The organism is Anaeromyxobacter sp., assembly GCA_016718565.1.
GTDB lineage: Bacteria > Myxococcota > Myxococcia > Myxococcales > Anaeromyxobacteraceae > JADKCZ01.
Genome location: JADKCZ010000002.1, coordinates 67,667 through 87,117 on the forward strand (window position 1 = coordinate 67,667; position 19,451 = coordinate 87,117).

A 19,451-nucleotide genomic window follows, 5' to 3' on the forward strand; every position below is an offset into this window, starting at 1 on the left:
GTAGACTCCTTGGCCCCGGAGGTTCAAGCGGCATGTCGGAAGACCACTCCCACGAGCACGGCGACCACGCCGGTCACCACCACGGCCTGGGGCACGTCCACGGGGGCGGCAGCGTGCGCCGCCTGGCGGTCTCGCTGGCGCTGACCGCCACCATCATGGTGGCGGAGGCGGTGGGCGGCTGGCTCTCCGGCTCGCTGGCCCTGATCTCCGACGCCGGCCACATGCTCACCGACTCGGGGGCGCTCTTCCTGGCCCTGGTGGCGGCCTGGCTGGCCACGCGCCTGCCCGACGACCGGCGGACCTACGGGTGGCGCCGGGCCGAGGTGCTGGCCGCCCAGGTCAACGTGGGCGCCCTCATCGGCCTGACCGGCTTCATCGCCTGGGAGGCCATCGACCGGCTGCGCGGGGCGGCCCAGCCGGTGCAGCTGGGGCTGATGGCGGGGGTGGCGGGGCTGGGCCTCGGCGCCAACCTGGCCATCCTGGCGGTGCTGCGCCACGAGCAGGGGCTCAACGCCCGCTCGGCCTTCCTGCACGTGCTCTCGGACACCATCTCCTCGGTGGCCATCCTGGTGGGGGCCGCGGTGATGTGGCTGCGCCCGGCCTGGACCTGGATCGACCCGGTCCTCTCGCTGTGCATCGCCGCGCTCATCTCCTGGGGCGCCTTCCGGCTCATCCGCGAGATCACCGACATCCTCATGGAGAGCGTGCCCGGGCACATCGACGTGGGCGAGGTGGAGCGCGGCATGGCCGCCGCCGCCCCCGGGGTGGTGGCGGTGCACGACCTGCACATCTGGACCATCTCCAGCGGGCTCTACGCCCTCTCGGCCCACGTGGTGGTGGAGGCCGTGGCGGTGGGGCGCAACGACGAGATCCTCACGGCCGTGAAGGAGACGCTGCGCCGGCGCTTCCACATCGACCACGCCACCATCCAGATCGAGTCGGCGGCCTACTCGGACGTCAACGACATCTGCGCCCACTCACACTAGAGGTGAACCAGGCGGCCGGCCGGGGCGGGGGGCGGCGCGCCCCGGCGCGTGGTATGGTCGGTCCGTGCTCTCCCCCGTCCTCGCCTTCCGCCCGGCGCGCGTGGTGGAGCGGCTGCCGCCGCGCAGCGCCGCCTGCCCGCTCTCCTCGAAGGACCTGCTGGCGTCCGCCGCGGCCCTCCGCCTGACCCTGCCGCTGGTGCGGGCCCCCAGCGCCGGGGTGGCGCGCGCCGCCCTGGTGGCCGCCAAGCAGCTGCACAGCGTGCTCGGGCTGGCGCTGCCCCAGGGCCCGGCCCCGGAGGCCTGGTTCGCCGCCGTCACCGCCGCCGCCGACGAGCTGGCCGCCGGCCTGCCCATCTTCCTGGTGGGCGAGGTGGTGGTGGCCGGGCGGCGCGACGGCGAGGTGGAGGCCGCGTTCAAGGCGGCCTGGCGCCTGGCCGACGCCGGGCTGACCCACCTGACCCTGGACCTCACGCTGGTGCCGGCCGAGGCCCGCGCCGAGGTGCTGGAGAAGGTGGCGGCGCCAGCGCTGGAGCGCGGCCTGGGGCTCGACTGCCTGGTGGAGCCCGGCGGCGCCGCCGCGGCGCGGCCGCTCTTCGCGGCGCTGGCCCGGCGCGACGCGGCGCCGGACATGGCCAGCCTGCGCTGCCTGGCGCCGGAGGACCTGGCGGCGGCCCGGGCCCAGGTGAAGGAGCTGCTGGCCCTGTGCGCCGCCCTGGCCGGCACCCCGGTGCTGCGGCGCGGCCCGGTCACCTCCGAGCTGCTCGGCTCGCTCAAGGGCTCCCCGGTGGCCGGCTGCGACGACGGGGGCGCGGCCGCCGAGGCGGCGGTGCTGAGCCTGCCCGCGGAGAGCGAGCCCCCGGCGGGGACGCCGAGCGAGGGGCTGGCCGAGGCCGAGGCGCGCCTCGGCGAGGCCGGCCGGGCCCGCCTGGAGACCCGCGCCTACCTGGAGGTGCTCGACTTCCTGGAGCGGCTGGGGGCCGCCGGCAGCGCGCAGCGGCTGGGCCGCGCCCTGGCCCGGACCCTGGCCGAGCCGGGGGCGTGACCCGCATCGTGGCCGGTACCGCCCGCGGGCGGCGCCTGGTGGTGCCGCCCGGGCAGGGCACCCGCCCCACCGGCGAGAAGGTGCGGGCCGCCACCTTCAACCTGCTCGGCCAGTTCTTCGACGGCGGCGCGGTGCTCGACCTGTACGCCGGCTCGGGCGCGCTGGCCCTGGAGGCGCTGTCGCGCGGCTGCGCGTCGGCGGTGTGCGTCGAGGCCGACCGGCGGGCCGTGGAGGCCATCCGCGCCAACGCCGAGGCGCTGGGGTTCGCCGGGCGGGTGGAGGTGCGCCACGGGCGCGTCGAGGACCTGGCGGCGAGGCTGGCGCCCGGCTTCAGCCTGGCCTTCGTGGACCCGCCCTACCAGGCCGGGCCCGAGGTGGCGCTCGGGCTGGTGGGGCCGCTCCTGGCGCCCGGGGGGAGGGTGGTGGCGGAGCACGACGCCCGCAGCCCGCCGCCGGATCGGATCGGCCCCCTGGCCCTGGTGGACCGGCGGGCCTACGGCGGCACCGGCCTCTCGATCTACCGGCGCGAGTGAGCGATACTCCGCGACCTCCCATGGCCCGCCTCGCCATCTACCCCGGCAGCTTCGACCCGCTCACCAACGGCCACGTCGCCATCATCCAGCGCGGGCTCAACCTCTTCGACCGCCTGGTGGTGGCGGTGGCCAACAACCCGCAGAAGTCACCGCTCTTCACGGTGGCCGAGCGGCGGGCCGCCATCCTGGAGGCGGTGGGCCACGACCCACGCGTCGAGGTGGACAGCTTCGACGGGCTGATGGTCGAGTACGCCCGCACCCGCGGCATCCACACGGTGCTGCGCGGCCTGCGGGCGGTGTCCGACTTCGAGTACGAGTTCCAGCTCGCCAACATGAACCGCAAGCTGCTGCCGGAGTTCGAGTCGGTCTTCGTGATGACCGGCGAGGACTACTTCTACGTGTCGTCCCGGCTGGTGCGCGAGGTGGCCACCTTCGGCGGCGACGTCACCGGCCTGGTGCCGCCCCACGTGGCCGCCGCCCTGCGCGCCAAGCTGCCCCGGCCGTAGCCGCCGTGCCGCGCCCCCGGGACAGCCCGGGGCGCACCACCCGTGCTAGCGTCACCGGCACATGCCCTCCCTGCCCCGCGAGGTCCTCGGCGACCTGGCCGCCGTCGCCTTCGTCGAGGCCAACCTGCTCTTCCGCTCCCTCGACGCCGAGGCGCGCGCCGACCTGCTGGCGCTGGCCCGGGTGGAGGACTACGAGGCCGGCGAGCTGATCGCCGCCGACGCCGGCGACGAGCTGGTCTACCTGGTGCGTGAGGGGCGCGCCGCGGTGCTGCTCGATCGGGCCGGCACGGCGGCCGAGGTGGCGGTGCTGGAGAAGGGCGCGGTCTTCGGCGAGGGGCGGGTGCTGGGCAGCCCGGTGGTGGGGGCGCTGGTGGCCCGCACCGAGGTCTCGGTGGTGACCCTGCCGGCGCCGGTGGTGTCGGCGCTGGCGGCCCGCTTCCCCAAGCTCCTGAGGCTGCTGGAGACCGTCAAGGCGGCCCGGGAGCGCGACGCGGCCCACCGCCTCGGCGGGTAGGGCCTGCCGGGCCTCCGGCGGGGCCTGGATGGGGGAGGGCGGGGCGGCCGCCGGAGGGTCACGGAGGCGCCTCGGCGACGGCCCGTTTCGTGCTATGCCCGGGCCCCATGCCGCGCCGCTCAGACATCAAGAAGATCATGATCTGCGGGTCCGGGCCCATCGTCATCGGGCAGGCCTGCGAGTTCGACTACTCCGGGACGCAGGCCTGCAAGGCCCTCAAGGAAGAGGGCTACCAGATCGTCCTGCTCAACTCGAACCCGGCCACCATCATGACGGATCCGGGCTTCGCCGACCGGACCTACGTCGAGCCGATGACGCCCGCGGTGGCGGAGCAGATCATCGCCCGCGAGAAGCCGGACGTGCTGCTGCCCACCCTGGGCGGCCAGACCGCGCTCAACCTGGCGGTGGCGCTGGCCAAGAACGGGGCCCTGAAGCGCCACGGCGTCGAGCTCATCGGCGCCTCGCTGGAGGCCATCGAGAAGGCCGAGGACCGGCTGCTCTTCAAGGAGGCCATGAAGCGGGTGGGCGTGGAGATGCCCAAGTCCGGCTACGCCACCTCCTGGGAGGAGGCCTCCGCCACCGCCGACGAGATCGGCTTCCCCATCATCATCCGCCCCAGCTTCACCATGGGCGGGGAGGGCGGCGGCGTCGCCTACAACCGGGAGGAGTTCGAGCCCATGGCGCGGCGCGCCCTGGTGCTCTCCCCGACCCACACCATCCTCTGCGAGGAGTCGATCATCGGGTGGAAGGAGTACGAGCTGGAGGTGATGCGCGACAAGAACGACAACGTCGTCATCATCTGCTCCATCGAGAACTTCGACCCCATGGGCGTGCACACCGGTGACTCCATCACGGTGGCGCCAGCCCAGACCCTCACCGACAAGGAGTACCAGGTGATGCGGGACGCCGCGGTCCGCATCATCCGCGAGATCGGCGTCGACACCGGCGGCTCCAACATCCAGTTCGGCACCCACCCGCGCACCGGCCGGCTGGTGGTCATCGAGATGAACCCGCGCGTCTCGCGCTCCTCGGCGCTGGCCTCCAAGGCCACCGGGTTCCCCATCGCCAAGATCGCCGCCAAGCTGGCGGTGGGCTACACGCTCGACGAGCTCAAGAACGACATCACCCGGGTCACCCCGGCCTCGTTCGAGCCCACCATCGACTACGTGGTCACCAAGATCCCGCGCTTCGCCTTCGAGAAGTTCAAGGGGGCCGACGACGTCCTGACCACCGCCATGAAGTCGGTGGGCGAGGTCATGGCCATGGGCCGGACCTTCCAGGAGTCCCTGCAGAAGGCCATCCGCGGGCTGGAGATCGACCGCTGCGGCCTGGAGTCCACGCTGGGGAAGAAGCCGGGCGAGGCCTACACCCCCGCCGAGAAGGCGCTGGTGGACGCCACCATCCGGGTGCCCCGCGCCCACCGGCTCTTCTGGCTGGGCGAGGCCTTCCGGGCCGGCATGACGGTGGACGAGGTGCACGGCGCCAGCGCGGTGGACCCGTGGTTCCTGCGGGAGATCGAGGAGCTGGTGGCCACCGAGGCGGCCCTGGGCGGGAAGCTGCCGCAGGGGCGCGAGGGGTGGTACGCCGTGAAGCGCATGGGCTTCTCCGACAAGCGCCTGGCCCAGCTGGCCGGCGCCACCGAGCAGGAGGCCCGCCAGGCCCGCTGGGCGGCCGGGGTGCGCCCGGTCTTCAAGCGGGTGGACACCTGCGCCGCCGAGTTCGAGGCCCACACGCCCTACCTCTACTCGACCTACGAGGAGGAGTGCGAGGCCGAGCCGACCGGGCGGGACAAGGTGATGATCCTGGGCGGCGGGCCCAACCGCATCGGCCAGGGCATCGAGTTCGACTACTGCTGCGTCCACGCCTCGTTCGCGCTGGCGCAGGCCGGGTTCGAGACCATCATGGTCAACTGCAACCCGGAGACCGTCTCCACCGACTACGACACCAGCGACCGGCTCTACTTCGAGCCGCTCACGCTGGAGGACGTGCTGGAGATCGTGCACAAGGAGAAGCCCAAGGGGCTGATCGTGCAGTACGGCGGCCAGACGCCGCTCAAGCTGGCGGTGCCGCTGCACGAGCTGGGCGTGCCCATCTTCGGCACCAGCCCGGACGCCATCGACCGGGCCGAGGACCGCGAGCGGTTCTCCGCCATGATCGAGAAGCTCGGGCTGCGCCAGCCACAGAACGGCATGGCGCGCAGCCCCGAGGAGGCCTTCGCGGTGGCCCACCGCATCGGCTATCCGGTCATGGTGCGCCCCAGCTACGTGCTGGGCGGCCGGGCCATGGAGGTGGTCTACGACGACGCCGACCTGAAGCGCTACCTGACCGAGGCGGTGCAGGCCTCCAACGACCGGCCGGTGCTGGTGGACCGCTTCCTCAAGGACGCCGCCGAGGTGGACGTCGACGTGGTCTCCGACGGCCGCGACGTGGTGGTGGGCGGGGTGATGGAGCACATCGAGGAGGCCGGCATCCACTCCGGCGACTCGGCCTGCTCGCTGCCCCCCTTCAGCCTGGCCCCGGCGCTGGTGGCCGAGATCGAGCGGCAGTCCATCGCCATGGCCCGCGAGCTGGGCGTGGTCGGCCTCATGAACGTGCAGTTCGCGGTGCAGGGCGGCGACGTCTACGTGCTGGAGGTGAACCCGCGCGCCAGCCGCACCGTGCCCTTCGTGGGCAAGGCCACCGGCCTGCCGCTGGCCAAGGCCGGCGCCCTGTGCATGGTGGGCAAGACCCTGGCCGAGGCCGGGGTGACCGCCTCGGCCCACCCGCGCCACGTCTCGGTGAAGGAGGCGGTCTTCCCCTTCGCCCGCTTCCGCGGCGTGGACACCATGCTGGGCCCTGAGATGCGCTCGACCGGCGAGGTCATGGGAGTGGACTTCGACTTCGCCCGCGCCTTCTGGAAGGCCCAGGCGGCGGCCGGCAACACCCTGCCCACCGGCGGCGCCGGCAAGCGGGCCTTCGTCTCGGTGCGCAACGGCGACAAGGAGGGCCTGGTGGACGTGGCCCGCCGCCTGGCCGGGCTGGGCTTCGAGGTGCTGGCCACCGCCGGCACCCACGCCTTCCTGGCGGCCCGCGGCATCGCCAGCACCCCGGTGCGCAAGGTGAAGGAGGGGCGCCCCTCCATCGTGGACCGGATCAAGGACGGCGACGTGCACTTCGTGGTCAACACCACCGACGGGAAGCGCGAGGTCTCCGACAGCTTCCCCATCCGGCGCGAGACCCTGATGAAGCAGTTGCCCTACTTCACCACCATGACCGGCGCCCGCGCCGCCGTGGCGGCCATGGAGGCGGCCCGCTCCGGGCCCATCGGCGTCCGCTCGCTGCAGGAGTACCACGCCCCCGTCACCAGTCGTTGACAGGAGCCCCGCGGTTCTCCAATACTTTGTGGCGACAGCGCGGCCGCCCCGGGACCCCGGGACGGCCGCCGGCTTTTTTGAGGGAGGTGGCTCTTGTCCGAGCGCGTGCCGATGACGAAGTCCGGGCTGGTCCGGCTGAAGGAGGAGCTGAAGCGGCTCAAGGCCGTGGAGCGCCCCAAGATCGTGAAGGAGATCGCCGAGGCGCGCGCCCACGGCGACCTCTCCGAGAACGCCGAGTACCACGCCGCCAAGGAGAAGCAGTCGCACGTGGAGGGGCGCATCCTCCAGGTGGAGCACTGGATCGCCTCGGCCGAGGTCATCGACGTGACCAAGCACGCCGGCGACAAGGTGATCTTCGGCGCCACCGTGACCCTCTCCGACACCGACTCCGGCGACGAGGTGACCTACCGCCTGGTGGGCGAGCTGGAGGCCGACCTGAAGCAGGGCAAGATCTCGGTGACCTCGCCCATCGCCCGGGCCCTCATCGGGCGCAGCGAGGGCGACGCCGTGACGGTGCGCAGCCCGGGCGGCAGCCGCGAGTTCGAGATCCAGGCCATCAAGTTCGTCGAGGACGACATCGCGGAGTCGGAGTGATCCGCTAGGCTGCCCGGCGTGACCCAGCGGGACGGCCGACCACGAGACGTTGCCGGCGACGCGGCGGCCCAGGCCCTGATGGCCCTGGTGCCGCCGCTCCGCTTCGCCGTCAAGGACGGCTTCGCCGGGCTGGCGCGCCTGGCCGGCTTCGGCGAGACGGTGCGCGGCGCGGTGGCCCGGGCCCGGGCGCTGGGGGCCGCCGACACCCCGGCCCTGCGGGCCCTGGCGGCGGAGGGAGAGGCCTTCGACGGCCGCGCCCCGGCCGCGCGGCGCCTGGCGGTGGGCCGGCTGGCCGTGCACCTGGCGTCGCTGGTGCAGGTGCCGGAGGAGATCGCCGTGGTGGCCAGGGCGGCGCGGGCCGAGCTGCTGGGCGGGAAGCCGGCCAAGCCGGGGGCGGCGGCTGGCTCGAGCGGCGCCCCCTCACCCCGACCCTCTCCCCCACTTCGTGGGGGAGAGGGAGCAACCCCTCGGGCCCGGCCCACAGTCCCCGCTCCCCCTCTCCCCTCCGGGGAGAGGGCCGGGGTGAGGGGCACCTCCTCCACGACCTCCGGTTCCGCTCCCCCTCTCCCCTCCGGGGAGAGGGCCGGGGTGAGGGGAGGCTCGCCGCCAGCGCCCGACGAGGACCTCCCCGAGGCCGCCACCCCACGCCCCCCGCCGCCCGAGCCGCGCACGCCGGAGGAGCGGGCCGCCCGGCGCGCCGCCCTGGCCTGCCCCCTGGCCGCCGTGCCGCGCGCCCACGCCTCGCCGCGCGGCCTGCTGGAGGAGCGCGGGCGCGCCACGGTGGAGCAGGCGCTGGAGTTCTGGCCGCGCGCCTGGCAGGACCGGACCACCCTCCGGCGCATCCGCGACCTCCAGGTGGGCGACGAGGCCATCGTGCTCGCCTCCGTGAAGTCGGCCCGCTCGCGCCGCACCCGCAACGGGCGCGTCCTGCTCGAGGTGGCGGTGGCCGACGAGACCGGCGGCCTGGGCCTGGTCTTCTTCAACGCCCCGCCCTGGAAGGAGAAGCAGCTGCCGCCGGGGGCCACCCTGCTGGTCTCCGGGAAGGTGACCGAGGGCTTCGGCGGGCGGCGGCAGATGACGCAGCCCGAGGTCGAGGTCCACCAGCCGGGCGACTCGGCCAACTTCGGCCGCATCGTGCCGATCTACCCGGGCCCGGCCGACTGGCAGCACCCGGCGCTGCGCAAGCTCATGAAGCGGCTCTGCGACGAGCTGGCGCCGCTGGCGGTGGACGACCTGCCCGCGCCGGTCCGGGCGCGGCGCGGCCTGCTGGCCCGCGCCCAGGCGCTGCGCCAGGCCCACTTCCCCCCGCCGGGCACCGACCTGGCCGCCGCCGCGGCCCGCGCCACCCCCGCCTTCCGCCGGCTGGTCTTCGAGGAGCTCTTCTTCCTGCAGCTGGCGGTGGCCCTGCAGCGCCGCGGCGTCAAGTCCAAGGCCGGCATCAGCTTCGAGGCCGGGCCCGAGGCGCTCGACCGGGCGCTGGCGCGCCTGCCCTTCGCGCTGACCGGCTCGCAGCAGAAGGTGCTGGGCGAGATCGCCCGGGACATGGCGAGCCCCGAGCCCATGAACCGCCTGCTGCAGGGCGACGTGGGCAGCGGCAAGACCGCGGTGGCCTTCGCCGCCATGCTGCTGGCGGTCCAGTCCGGCTACCAGGCGGTGTTGATGGCGCCCACCGAGATCCTGGCCGAGCAGCACGCCCGCACCCTGTCGCGCTGGCTGGCCGGCACCACCCTGGAGGTGGCGCTGGTGGGCAACGCGGCGCGCGGCAAGGGGCAGCAGGCGGCCCGGCAGCTGGTGCGCAGCGGCGCGGCGCGGCTGGTGGTGGGGACCCACGCGCTGCTGGAGGCCGAGGTGGGCTTCGACCGGCTGGGCCTGGTGGTGGTCGACGAGCAGCACCGCTTCGGCGTGCTGCAGCGGGCCGCGCTCATCGGCAAGGGACGGCTCCCCGACGTGCTGGTCATGACCGCCACGCCCATCCCGCGCACCCTGGCGCTGGCCTTCTACGGCGACCTCGACCAGTCCAAGATCACCGAGCTGCCGCCCGGGCGCACCCCGGTGGAGACCAGGCTCTTCGGCGACTCGCAGCGCAAGAAGGTCCACGAGCTGGCGCGCCAGGAGCTGGGGCTGGGCCGGCAGGTCTACGTGGTCTACCCGCTGGTGGCCGAGTCGGAGAAGTCCGACCTGGCCGACGCCACCAGCGGCGCCGAGGCGCTGCGCGGCGTGTTCGCGCCGCACGCGGTGGGCCTGCTGCACGGCAAGATGAAGCCCGAGGAGAAGCAGTCGGTCATGGAGGCCTTCCGGCGCGGCGAGGTGCAGGTGCTGGTGGCCACCACGGTCATCGAGGTGGGCGTGGACGTGCCCAACGCCAGCGTCATGATCGTGGAGCACGCCGAGCGCTTCGGCCTGTCGCAGCTGCACCAGCTGCGCGGCCGGGTGGGCCGCGGCGCGGCCAGGAGCCGCTGCCTGCTGCTGGCCAGGCTCCGCCAGGCCGGCCCGGAGGCGCGGGAGCGCCTGGAGGCGCTGGTGGCCACGCAGGACGGCTTCGAGCTGGCCCGGGTGGACCTGAAGCTGCGCGGGCCCGGGGAGATGCTCGGCACCCGGCAGTCGGGCCAGGCGCTGCTGGAGGTGGCCGACCTCTACCGCGACGAGGCCATCCTGGAGGAGGCGCGCGAGGAGGCCTTCGCCCTGGTGGAGGCCGATCCGTCGCTGGCCAGCCCCGAGCACGCCGCCGCGGCCGAGGCGCTGCGCGGGCGCTGGGCCTCCCGGCTGTCGCTGGCGCAGGTCGGGTAGGGCCCTCCGCCCCGGGAGCCCCCTCACCCCATCCCTCTCCCCCAGCCAGCTGGGGGAGAGGGGGCTCGAGCGGACGCGCCCTGCACGCACTTCCGCCTGGACCGGAGCAGCCCTCGTCCGCCCCCTCTCCCCTCCGGGGAGAGGGCCCGGGGTGAGGGGGCAACTGATAGACTCGCCGGATGATCACCTGCCCCCTCTGCGAGCACCAGCAGGCCGCCGGATCCGAGTGCGAGGTCTGCGGGCGGCGGCTCGAGGAGGGGCGCGGGACCGACGCGCCGGTGCCGGCGCTGGAGGGGCTGGAGCTGACCTCCCTCGACGCCGGCGGGCTGGCGGGGGGGGCGCCGCTGGAGCCGGTGCCGGACCTGGAGGCGACCCGCTTCGCGCCCTCCGCGGCGCCCCCGGCCGAGCTGGTGGCGGACCTCGAGCCCACCCGAGCCGCGCCGGTGGAGGCCGTCTCCGACCCGACGCCCGACCTGGAGCGCGTGCAGGCCGGCCTGCCGGAGGACGGCCCGACCGTCCTGCCGCTGACCCTGGTGTGCCGCTACTGCCGGACCGAGGCCCACCCCTCCGACCGGCTCTGCGCCCGCTGCGGCATGCGCCTGCCGGTGACGCCGCCGCGGCCGGGCGCGGTCGTCGCGGCGCCGCGGCTCTGCAGCTGCGGCACCCCGGTGACCCGCTCCACCTGCCCGGCCTGCGGCGCCCGCAACGCCACGCCCTGAGCGCGGCGGGCCGGCCGCTCCAGCGGACGCTGCCGGGCCGAGGCGCGGGCGGCGCGGCGCTTGAAAATGTGGGCCGGGGATCGCAAAGTGGCGCCGCCCCATGACCACCCCACGCCAGCACCGGCTCGCCCAGGGCCGCCGCCTCGCCGCCCCTGCCTCCCCGCCCGCGGGGCGCGCCTCATGAGCTTCCGCGCGACCTACCGCTGCGGCGAGGGCTGCGACGTGCGCGCCGAGCTCACCGAGGTCATCTACCGCTGCCCGAGGTGCGGTGGCCTGCTGGAGGTCGAGCACGACCTCGAGGCCCTGCGGGCCCGCTCGGCCGACGACTGGAAGGCGCTCTTCGACACCCGCTTCAAGGTCGGCCCGTGGCCCCTCGGCTCGGGCGTGTGGGGCAAGAAGGAGTGGGTCTACCCGCAGCTGGCGCTCCCCAACGTGGTCTCCATGTACGAGGGGGGCAGCCCGCTCCTCAAGGTGGACCGCTACGCCCGCGAGCTGGGGCTCGACGACGTCTGGGTCAAGGAGTGTGGCGTCACCCACACCGGGTCCTTCAAGGACCTGGGGATGACGGTGCTGGTCTCGGCGGTCAGGGAGATGCAGGCGCGCGGCGTGCCGGTGCGGGCGGTGGCCTGCGCCTCCACCGGCGACACCTCGGCGGCGCTCTCGGCCTACTGCGCGGCCGCCGGCATCCCCAGCGTGGTGCTGCTGCCGCGCGGCAAGATCTCCACCGCCCAGCTGGTCCAGCCCATCTCCAACGGGGCCCTGGTGCTGGAGCTGGACACCGACTTCGACGGCTGCATGGCGGTGGTGCAGCAGCTCTCCGAGACCAAGGACATCTACCTCGCCAACTCGATGAACTCGCTGCGCATCGAGGGGCAGAAGACCGCCTCCATCGAGATCGTGCAGCAGCTCGGCTGGAGCGCGCCGGACTGGATCGTCATCCCGGGCGGCAACCTGGGGAACGCCAGCGCGGTGGCCAAGGGCTTCGAGCTCATGAAGGCGCTGGGGGTGGTGGACCGGGTGCCGCGGCTGGTGGTGGCGCAGGCGGAGCACGCCAACCCGCTCTTCCGGGCCACCACCGCGGCCGGCCTGAGGGCCGCCCCGGGGGTGACGGTGAAGCCCATCTCGGCCACCAGGACCCTGGCCTCCGCCATCCAGATCGGGGCGCCGGTGTCGGCCAGCCGGGCGCTGCGGGCGCTGGCGGCCATGGACGGCCTGGTGGAGCAGGCCTCCGAGCAGGAGCTGGCGGACGCCTGCGCCCGGGCCGACCGGGCCGGGCTCTTCACCTGCCCGCACACCGGCGTGGCGCTGGCGGCCCTGGAGAAGCTGGCGGGTCGCGGCGTGGTCAAGCGCGGCGAGCGGGTGGTGGTCATCTCCACCGCCCACGGCCTCAAGTTCTCCGACTTCAAGGTCGGCTACCACGAGGGCACGCTGCCGGGCCTGGTCTCGCCGCTGCGAAACCCTGGCGTGCAGCTGCCCGCCACGCTGGGCGCCGTGCAGGACGCCATCACCGCCCGCTTCGGGCGCGGCTAGGGGCGGCGGTGGCCACCGAGCGCATCCGCCAGCAGGATCCCGGCGCGCCCGCCGGCCCGGCCCCGGCGCTGGTGGCCGCCCCCTCCACGGGGGTGCTGGCCGCCACCACGGCCGGGCAGGACGCCCTGCGCGCCGAGCACGACGCGCTGGCCGGGCGCCTGGCCACCCGCACCTCGGTGGACCAGGTGCAGACCGGCGGCGTCCTGGCCTTCTTCACCGTGCTGGCGTTCGGCATGACCTGCAAGCTGGCCTGGGACCGCTGGGGCTGGCTGCCGGCCAACAGGCCCGCGCCGGAGGGGCAGTACCCGCTGTGGTTCCTGCTGGGAGCCCTCCTGACCCTGGCGCTGCTCTCCTCCGCGGTGCGTGCCTTCCGGCGCGCCGCTGCCCTGCGCGCCGACGAGGCCGCCGGCTTCGAGCGGCTGCGCGCGCTGCGCTCCCGGCTGGGGCTCGACACGTGAGCCGGCGGCGCGGGCGCTTCGTCGTCATCGAGGGGCTGGACGGTGCGGGCACCACCACCCAGGCCCGGCTGCTGGGCGAGCGGCTGCGGGCGGGCGGGCGCGCCGCGCACGTCACCGCCGAGCCCTCGGGCGGGCCGGTGGGGGCGCTGCTGCGCCAGGTGCTGCAGCGGCGCGTCAGCGGCGGCGCCGGTGGGGACTTCGACGCCCACGCCGTGGCGCTGCTCTTCGCCGCCGATCGGCTCGACCACCTGGCGGCCGAGGTGTCGCCGCGGCTGGCCGAGGGCAGCGACGTGATCTCGGATCGCTACACCCTCTCGTCGCTGGCCTACCAGGGGCTCACCACCGGCGACCTCGGCTGGGTCGAGGCCATCAACGCCCGGGCCCGGGCCCCGGACCTGACCATCTTCCTCAGGGTGCGGCCGGGCCTGGCGCTGGGCCGGCGCCGCGCCGCCGCCACCGCCCCGGAGCTCTACGAGGTGGCGGCCTTCCAGCGCCGCGTGGCGCGCGCCTACGAGCGGGCGCTGGCCCGGCTGGTGCGCGCCGGGCAGCGGGTCGAGGTGCTCGACGGCGAGGCCCCGGTCGAGGCGGTGGCCGAGGCGGTCGGCGGGCTGGTGGCGCGCCTGCGCCGTCGCTAGGGACGAGGACCCGGATGCGAGCCCCCACCGCCGCGCTGGTCGTCGTCGGCAGCGAGGTGCTCTCCGCCAAGGTGGCCGACGAGAACGGTCCCTGGCTGGCCCGGCGGCTGCGCGAGCTGGGCGTGGAGCTGCGGGCCATCGCCACCGTGGCCGACCGGGTGGACGACATCGTCGAGGCGGTGGACCGGGAGCGGCGGCGCGCCGGCTGGCTCTTCACCTCGGGCGGCGTCGGCCCCACCCATGACGACCTGACCGTGGCGGCGGTGGCGCGGGCGCTGGGGCGGCCCCTGGCGCGCCACGCCCAGCTGGCCCTGGCCATCGACGCCCTGCACCGCCGCCACCACGGCGGCGAGGCGGCCCCCGAGGCGGCGCTGCGCATGGCCGACGTGCCGGTGGGCACCGAGCTGGTGGGCGATCAGGGCTACCCGACGCTGGTGTGCGGCAACGTGGTGCTGCTGCCCGGGGTGCCGCGCTTCTTCCGCTACCAGTTCGACCGGGTGGCCACGCTGCTGGCCGGCGCGCCCTTCCGGCTGGCGCAGGTCTACCTGGTGGTGCGCGAGGAGCGCATCGCCGGGTCGCTGGCCGAGGTGGCCCTGGCCCACCCCGGGGTGGAGCTCGGGAGCTATCCGCAGTTCGACGACGGTGACCACCTGGTGCGCCTGACGGTGGAGTCGCGCGACCTGCCGGCGGTCGAGGCGGCGCTGCGGGCGCTGCTGGGCGCGCTGCCGGCCGGGGCGGTGCTGCGGGTCGAGGGGCCCTGAGCCGCGCCGCGGGCTCAGGCGATGGCCACCCGCAGCCGCTGGCGCAGGGTGAAGTGGTCCTCGCTGGCCGCGAAGGCCAGGAGGGCCAGGGCCCGGGGGTTCTCCCGCAGGGCCTGGCGCGGCGGCGCCAGCACGGCCGGGGTGCCGTCGGGCCCCTCGCGCAGCACCAGGTCGAGGGCGGTGGGCACGTCGCCGCACAGCACCAGCCCGGCCCGGTCGGCGGTCTGCGTCGCGGCCCCGCGCCAGGCGGCCAGGTCGGGGTCCGGGCCGGCGGCCAGGGCGCGCGCCGCCGGCTCCATGAGCTTGCGGGCGCGGCGGGGCAGGGACCGCCCCACCTGACGGACCAGCGCCTCGGAGGGCAGCCCGGTGGCCGACCAGGCCGTCACCACCTGGCGGACGGCCGCGGCCACCAGGTCGCCCAGGGTGCCCTCGTCCACCACCTCGGCCAGGCCGCTGCGCAGCTTGAGGCGGATGGCCATCCGCCCCAGCAGGAAGCGCTGCTCCCGCAGCGTGGCGCGCCGCAGCAGGTCCACCCCGCAGCGCACCACCGGCCGCTCGCCGGGGTCCACCAGCAGGCGCCCCGAGGCCCCCGGGTCGAGGTCCCACTCGTCGCCGGCGCAGACCGCGCGGCACAGCTCGGACAGCAGGCGGCGCGCCGGGTGATCGTCGCGCGCCACCTCGGCGCCCGCCACCGGCGGGCCGCGCAGGGCCTCGGCCAGGGCGTCGCCCGCGGCGGCCACCAGCTCGGAGAGCGGGCCGCGGTCGCCGGGCGCGCGCAGCGTGGCCACCTCGTCCTCCGCCAGCGCAGGCGGGGAGCCCAGCACCTGCTGGTCGCCCTCGCGCAGCAGCCGCTCGGCGGCGGGGCCGGGGGCCGGCGCTCCCAGCCACCGCAGCACGCTGGCGGCCACGTAGGCGCGGTCGTGGGCCCGGAGCCGCTCGAAGAGCCGGAAGAGCGCCCCCCAGCTCTCCTCGGCGAGCGGATCGAGCTCCAGCAGGCGTCGGTGCTCCTCCACCGCCAGCGCCGGGGCGCTCTCCTCGTAGGCCGCGGCCAGCAGCGCCCGGGCGTCGGCCCGCCCGGGGGCCTCGGCCAGCGCCGCGCGCAGCTGCTCGACCGCGCGGGTGCGCTGCTGCAGGGGGCCTCCCAGCAGGCGGGCCGCCTCCACCCGCAGCTCGGCGCGGAAGGCCGGATCGGTGGCCACAGCCGCCGCGGCCTCGAGCGCCACCGCCAGCGCCCGCGGATCGTCGCGGCGGCGCTCCAGCTCCACCATGAGCCGCAGCGCCTCGGCGTGGCCCGGCACCAGCTCCAGGGCCCGGGCCGCGTGGGCCAGCGCGGTGGTCTGGTCGCCGGCCTGCGCCTCCAGGCGAGCCAGGCCGAGGTGGTGGGAGGCGGACTGGTCGGGCGGCAGCCCGGTCAGGGTGAGCAGGCGCCGCAGGGCGTCGGCCGCCACCTGGGGCCGGCCCTCGGCCTCGTGCAGCGTCGCCAGCCTGGCCAGCGCCTCGCGATGCTCCGGGTCGTCCTGCAGCACCGCCTCCAGGTGGTGGCGGGCCGGGCCCCCGGCCTGGAGGTGGTCCTGGGCCAGTGCGGCGGCCGCCAGGTGGTACGGCACCCGGGCGGCCGGAGTGCCCTCGGCGTCCGCGGCCGCCCGGTAGTCGACCAGCGCGGCCTCGTGCTCGCCGTCCTCCGAGCGCAGGCGGGCCCGCAGCGCCAGGGCCTCGGCCATCCCAGGCCGGGCCTCCAGCGCCCGGTCGAGCGCGCCGCGGGCCAGCGGCCTGCCGCCGGAGCCGACCAGGGCGGCGCGCGCCACGGCCAGCCAGGCGTCGGCGGCGCGGGCAGGCTCCTGCTCGGCGCGGGCCCGCGCCTGGCGGGCCGCCAGCAGCGCCTCGCCGCCGCCGGCCTGCAGCCCCTCCAGCCGGGTGAGCGGGCCGGGCGTGCCTGGATCCAGCTCGGCGGCCAGTCGGTAGTCGAGCGCGGCGTCGGCCGGATCCCCCAGCCGCTCGGAGAGCCGGCCGGCTTCCACGAAGGCGATGGCGGCCGCCGGGCCGTGGCGCAGGGCGCTGGCCTCGGCGCGGAGCAGCTCGCGCGCCCGCGGCAGGTCGCAGCGCCCCAGGGCCAGGCGGCGGGAGGCGCGCAGGGCCGGCAGCCAGCCTGGGGCAGCCGCCAGGGCGCCGTCCAGCGCCTCGGCGGCCTGGTCGGTGGCGCCGTCCTCGCGCCAGCCCTCGGCGGCGCGGGTGAGCCAGTGGGCCCGCTCGAGGCCCGAGGTGGCCCCGGCGGCGCGGGCCTCGGCGTGCCGCGCGGCGTCGCCCGGCGGACCGAGGCTCGCGGCCCGGTCCACCTCGGGCGCCAGGATGGCGCTGTCGGGGTCGAGCGCCGCGGCGTGCGGAAGGAACCCGGGCTCGAGCGCCCGGCGCGGCAGGTCGTCCGAGGCCGCCAGCAGCAGCGCGGCCGCGGCCCGCGGCGGCGCCGCGTCGGCCAGGGCCAGGCGCAAGGCGCCGCGCCGGGCCGGCACGGCCGCCTCCAGGCGAAGGTCGAGGATCAGCGGGCCGGGGTGGCCGGGGGCGGCCGCCGTGGCCTCGCCGACCAGCCGCCGGGCGGCGCCCGGGTCGGCGTCGCGATCGAGCGCCAGGCGGGCCAGTCCGAGCAGCGCCGGAGCCTGGTCCACCGCGCCGTCGGCCTCCTCGCGTCGCAGTACGGCCAGGTCCGTCCAGCAGCCCAGCGCCGCGTAGAGCCGGTCGAGCGCGCGGCAGGCCGGGGCGTAGGCCGGGGAGGCCCGCAGCGCCTCCTGGTAGCTCTCCAGCGCGCTGGAGGGCTGCCCGAGGGGGCCCTCCCAGAGACGGCCCACCTCGGTGAGCACCGCCGCCCGGTCGTCCGGGGCGGCGCGGGCCGCCGCCTCGGCCCGCAGCAGCTCCACCAGGCTCTCGTGGTCGCCGCGGGCCCGGTAGAGGCGGGACAGCGCGGCCATGGCCGGCAGGTGGGTGGGGGAGAGGGTGAGCACCTCGCGGTAGGCGGCCGTGGCCTCGTCGGCGCTGCCCAGGCGCCGATCGAGCAGGTCGGCGATGCGCAGCACCTGCTCGGCGGCGGCCTCGGCGTCGCCGGCGGCGTCCGCCTCGGCGCGGAAGAGGCCGATGAGCGCCTCCCACTGGCCGGCGCGGGCGTGCAGCCGCCCCAGCGCCCGCAGGGCGGGGAGGTGGCCGGGCGCAAGCGCCTTCACCTCCTCCCAGGAGGCGCGGGCCTGCTCGGGGTCGTCGAGGTGCTCCTCCAGGAGCTCGGCGCGCCGCTGCAGCAGCGAGAGGCGGCGCCGCCGGGCGGCCTGCGCCGGGGAGGCGGAGAGCTCGGCCAGGTCGGCGTCCAGCAGGGCCAGCAGGTCGGGCCAGTGCCCCTGCTGCTCGTGGAGGCGCTGCAGCGCCGCGCGCGGCGCCAGCAGCTCGGGGTCGATGGCCAGCGCCTCCCGGTACAGCTCGATGGCCTGGTCGGGGGCGCCCAGCCGCTCCTCGAGCACCTCGGCGGCCTTGAAGGTCTTCTGGGCCCGCTCGCGCGGATCGCGGGCGATCTGCGCCTCGCCCACGAAGGCCTCCAGCAGGCCATCCCAGTCCCCGACGCGGGCACACAGCCGCCCCAGCGTGGAGAGGGCCGATCGGTGGCCCGGGACGAGGGCCAGCACGCCGCGGCAGCAGGCGATGGCCTCGTCGGTGCGGCCGAGCCGCTCCTCCTCGAGCTCGGCGCGGCGCAGCAGGGCGGCCACGGCCTCCCCCAGGTGGGCCGGATCGTGGCGGTCGAGGTGGGCGCCGGACAGCTCGCGCAGCACGTCCACGGCCTCGACCCACTCGCCGCGCAGCTCGCGCAGGCGCGCCAGCTCGGCCAGCAGGAGCGGCTCGGTGGGGGCGTCGGCGCGGCCGCGCTCCAGCGCCTCCAGGGCCTCCTCCGGCCGGTTCAGCCGCTCTCCCAGCACCCTGGCGAGCTCCAGCCAGGCCGAGCCCCCGGCGGCCGGGGCCGCGGCCTCGGCGTCGGCGCGCAGGATGGCCGCCAGCACCTCGGGCTGGCCCAGCCGGTCGGCGTGTCGCCGGGCCATGGCCCGCACCACCGGGTCCTGGTCGTGCAGCTCGAAGGCCCTGAGCGCCGCGGCGCCGGCCCGGTCGAGGTCGCCCAGGGCGTCCTCCAGCAGCCCGGCCGCCGACACCAGGTAGTCTGCCTCCAGCCGCGGCTCACCGGCGGCGGCGGCGCAGGCCAGCCAGGCGTTGGCCAGCCCGGGCCGGTCGCCGGCGGCGGCGGCCCGCAGGGCGCACTCCTCGGCCACGCCGAAGTGGCCCGGCGAGGCCTCGGAGGCCTGGACCAGCGCCGCCAGCGACGCCTCGGGGAGGCCCAGGCGGGCCAGGGCGCGGGACAGGCTCAGCGCCAGGTCGGCCCGATCTGCCGGCGCCTCCACCAGCGGCACCTCCAGCTCGAGGGCTTGCGCCAGCAGCGGGGTGTCGTCGAGCTCGGCGGCCAGGCGACGGGCCGCGCGCAAGGCAGGCAGGTGGGTCGGCTCCGCGGCGATGGCCCGCTGCAGCAGGGCCAGCGCGGCGGAGGGAGCGCCGAGCCGCCGCTCCTGCACCTCGGCCGCCTCGGTGAAGAGGGCCGCGGCCTCGACGCCGACGGCGCGGGCGGCCGCCTCGCGCTCCAGGAGGGTGGCCTCGGCGGCCCAGTCCAGGGCGTCCAGCCCGGCCGCGGGCCCGGCGGGCTCCGGGGCGGCGCTCGCGTTCGGCCGGTCGCGGTGGCTCATGGACGTCGGCGCCGGCGGGGTTCAGAGGCCGGGAGGCGAGCTCGTCACGGCCTCTCAGGCCTCGAAGCGGTCGATCCTGCCGGCCTTCAGCAGGATCTCCAGGGCGCCCTTGGTCACGGCCGCCTTGTCGTTGCCCTGCAGCTTCACCACCAGCGGCGCCACCACCGCGCCACCGCCCGGGATGACCGCCACCGCCCAGCTGTCGCCGAGGTCCTTGTCCACAGTGACCCGGCACTCGACTGCTCCGATGAAGGCTCGCGCCATTCAGGTCTCCCA

Annotated in this window: 15 protein-coding genes; 13 read left to right on the top strand and 2 right to left on the bottom strand. The window is 76.3% G+C overall.

Going from position 1 to position 19,451, the window contains the following annotated elements:
• Nucleotides 1-32 precede the first annotated feature (32 nt).
• From IPO09_07090 to IPO09_07150, 13 genes are all read left to right on the top strand, one after another.
• Nucleotides 33-986 (top strand): cation transporter, encoded by a 954-nt coding sequence (locus tag IPO09_07090; GenBank protein MBK9517110.1) that lies wholly within the window; start codon nt 33-35, stop codon nt 984-986.
• 64 nt (nt 987-1,050) lie between these two features.
• Complete coding sequence (locus tag IPO09_07095; GenBank protein ID MBK9517111.1) at nt 1,051-2,028, top strand: hypothetical protein; 978 nt, start codon at nt 1,051-1,053, stop codon at nt 2,026-2,028.
• Nucleotides 2,025-2,561 (top strand): 16S rRNA (guanine(966)-N(2))-methyltransferase RsmD, encoded by a 537-nt coding sequence (rsmD, locus tag IPO09_07100; protein ID MBK9517112.1) that lies wholly within the window; start codon nt 2,025-2,027, stop codon nt 2,559-2,561. Before IPO09_07095 ends, rsmD begins: the two co-directional genes overlap by 4 nt.
• A gap of 20 nt (nt 2,562-2,581) precedes the next feature.
• A complete protein-coding gene (gene coaD / locus IPO09_07105; GenBank protein MBK9517113.1) occupies nt 2,582-3,067 on the top strand; it encodes a pantetheine-phosphate adenylyltransferase in 486 nt (161 codons plus the stop codon).
• 61 nt (nt 3,068-3,128) lie between these two features.
• Nucleotides 3,129-3,581, top strand: coding sequence for a cyclic nucleotide-binding domain-containing protein (locus tag IPO09_07110; protein ID MBK9517114.1), 453 nt, complete (start codon nt 3,129-3,131; stop codon nt 3,579-3,581).
• Between the two features lie 107 nt (nt 3,582-3,688).
• Nucleotides 3,689-6,934 carry a carbamoyl-phosphate synthase large subunit gene (gene carB, locus IPO09_07115; GenBank protein ID MBK9517115.1) on the top strand — a complete coding sequence of 1,082 codons (3,246 nt, stop codon included), beginning with the start codon at nt 3,689-3,691 and terminating at the stop codon, nt 6,932-6,934.
• Nucleotides 6,935-7,045: 111 nt separating this feature from the next.
• Nucleotides 7,046-7,528 (top strand): transcription elongation factor GreA, encoded by a 483-nt coding sequence (gene greA, locus IPO09_07120; protein ID MBK9517116.1) that lies wholly within the window; start codon nt 7,046-7,048, stop codon nt 7,526-7,528.
• 78 nt (nt 7,529-7,606) lie between these two features.
• Nucleotides 7,607-10,315 carry an ATP-dependent DNA helicase RecG gene (gene recG, locus IPO09_07125; GenBank protein ID MBK9517117.1) on the top strand — a complete coding sequence of 903 codons (2,709 nt, stop codon included), beginning with the start codon at nt 7,607-7,609 and terminating at the stop codon, nt 10,313-10,315.
• Nucleotides 10,316-10,494: 179 nt separating this feature from the next.
• Nucleotides 10,495-11,034 (top strand): hypothetical protein, encoded by a 540-nt coding sequence (locus IPO09_07130; GenBank protein ID MBK9517118.1) that lies wholly within the window; start codon nt 10,495-10,497, stop codon nt 11,032-11,034.
• 180 nt (nt 11,035-11,214) lie between these two features.
• Complete coding sequence (gene thrC / locus IPO09_07135) at nt 11,215-12,564, top strand: threonine synthase (protein MBK9517119.1); 1,350 nt, start codon at nt 11,215-11,217, stop codon at nt 12,562-12,564.
• Between the two features lie 92 nt (nt 12,565-12,656).
• The gene (locus tag IPO09_07140) at nt 12,657-13,022 is read left to right on the top strand and encodes a hypothetical protein (protein MBK9517120.1); all 366 of its coding nucleotides are present in this window, start codon (nt 12,657-12,659) and stop codon (nt 13,020-13,022) included.
• Nucleotides 13,019-13,657, top strand: a complete 639-nt coding sequence (gene tmk / locus IPO09_07145; GenBank protein ID MBK9517121.1) for a dTMP kinase — start codon at nt 13,019-13,021, stop codon at nt 13,655-13,657. The genes IPO09_07140 and tmk overlap by 4 nt, the downstream gene beginning before the upstream one ends.
• A gap of 14 nt (nt 13,658-13,671) precedes the next feature.
• Nucleotides 13,672-14,418, top strand: coding sequence for a competence/damage-inducible protein A (locus tag IPO09_07150; GenBank protein ID MBK9517122.1), 747 nt, complete (start codon nt 13,672-13,674; stop codon nt 14,416-14,418).
• A 14-nt stretch (nt 14,419-14,432) separates the two neighbouring features.
• Here the strand turns inward: IPO09_07150 and IPO09_07155 are convergent, their stop codons facing one another.
• Both IPO09_07155 and IPO09_07160 read right to left on the bottom strand, forming a co-directional pair.
• Nucleotides 14,433-19,175, bottom strand: coding sequence for a hypothetical protein (locus tag IPO09_07155; protein ID MBK9517123.1), 4,743 nt, complete (start codon nt 19,173-19,175; stop codon nt 14,433-14,435).
• Nucleotides 19,176-19,229: 54 nt separating this feature from the next.
• Nucleotides 19,230-19,439, bottom strand: a complete 210-nt coding sequence (locus IPO09_07160) for a hypothetical protein (protein ID MBK9517124.1) — start codon at nt 19,437-19,439, stop codon at nt 19,230-19,232.
• Nucleotides 19,440-19,451 lie beyond the last annotated feature (12 nt).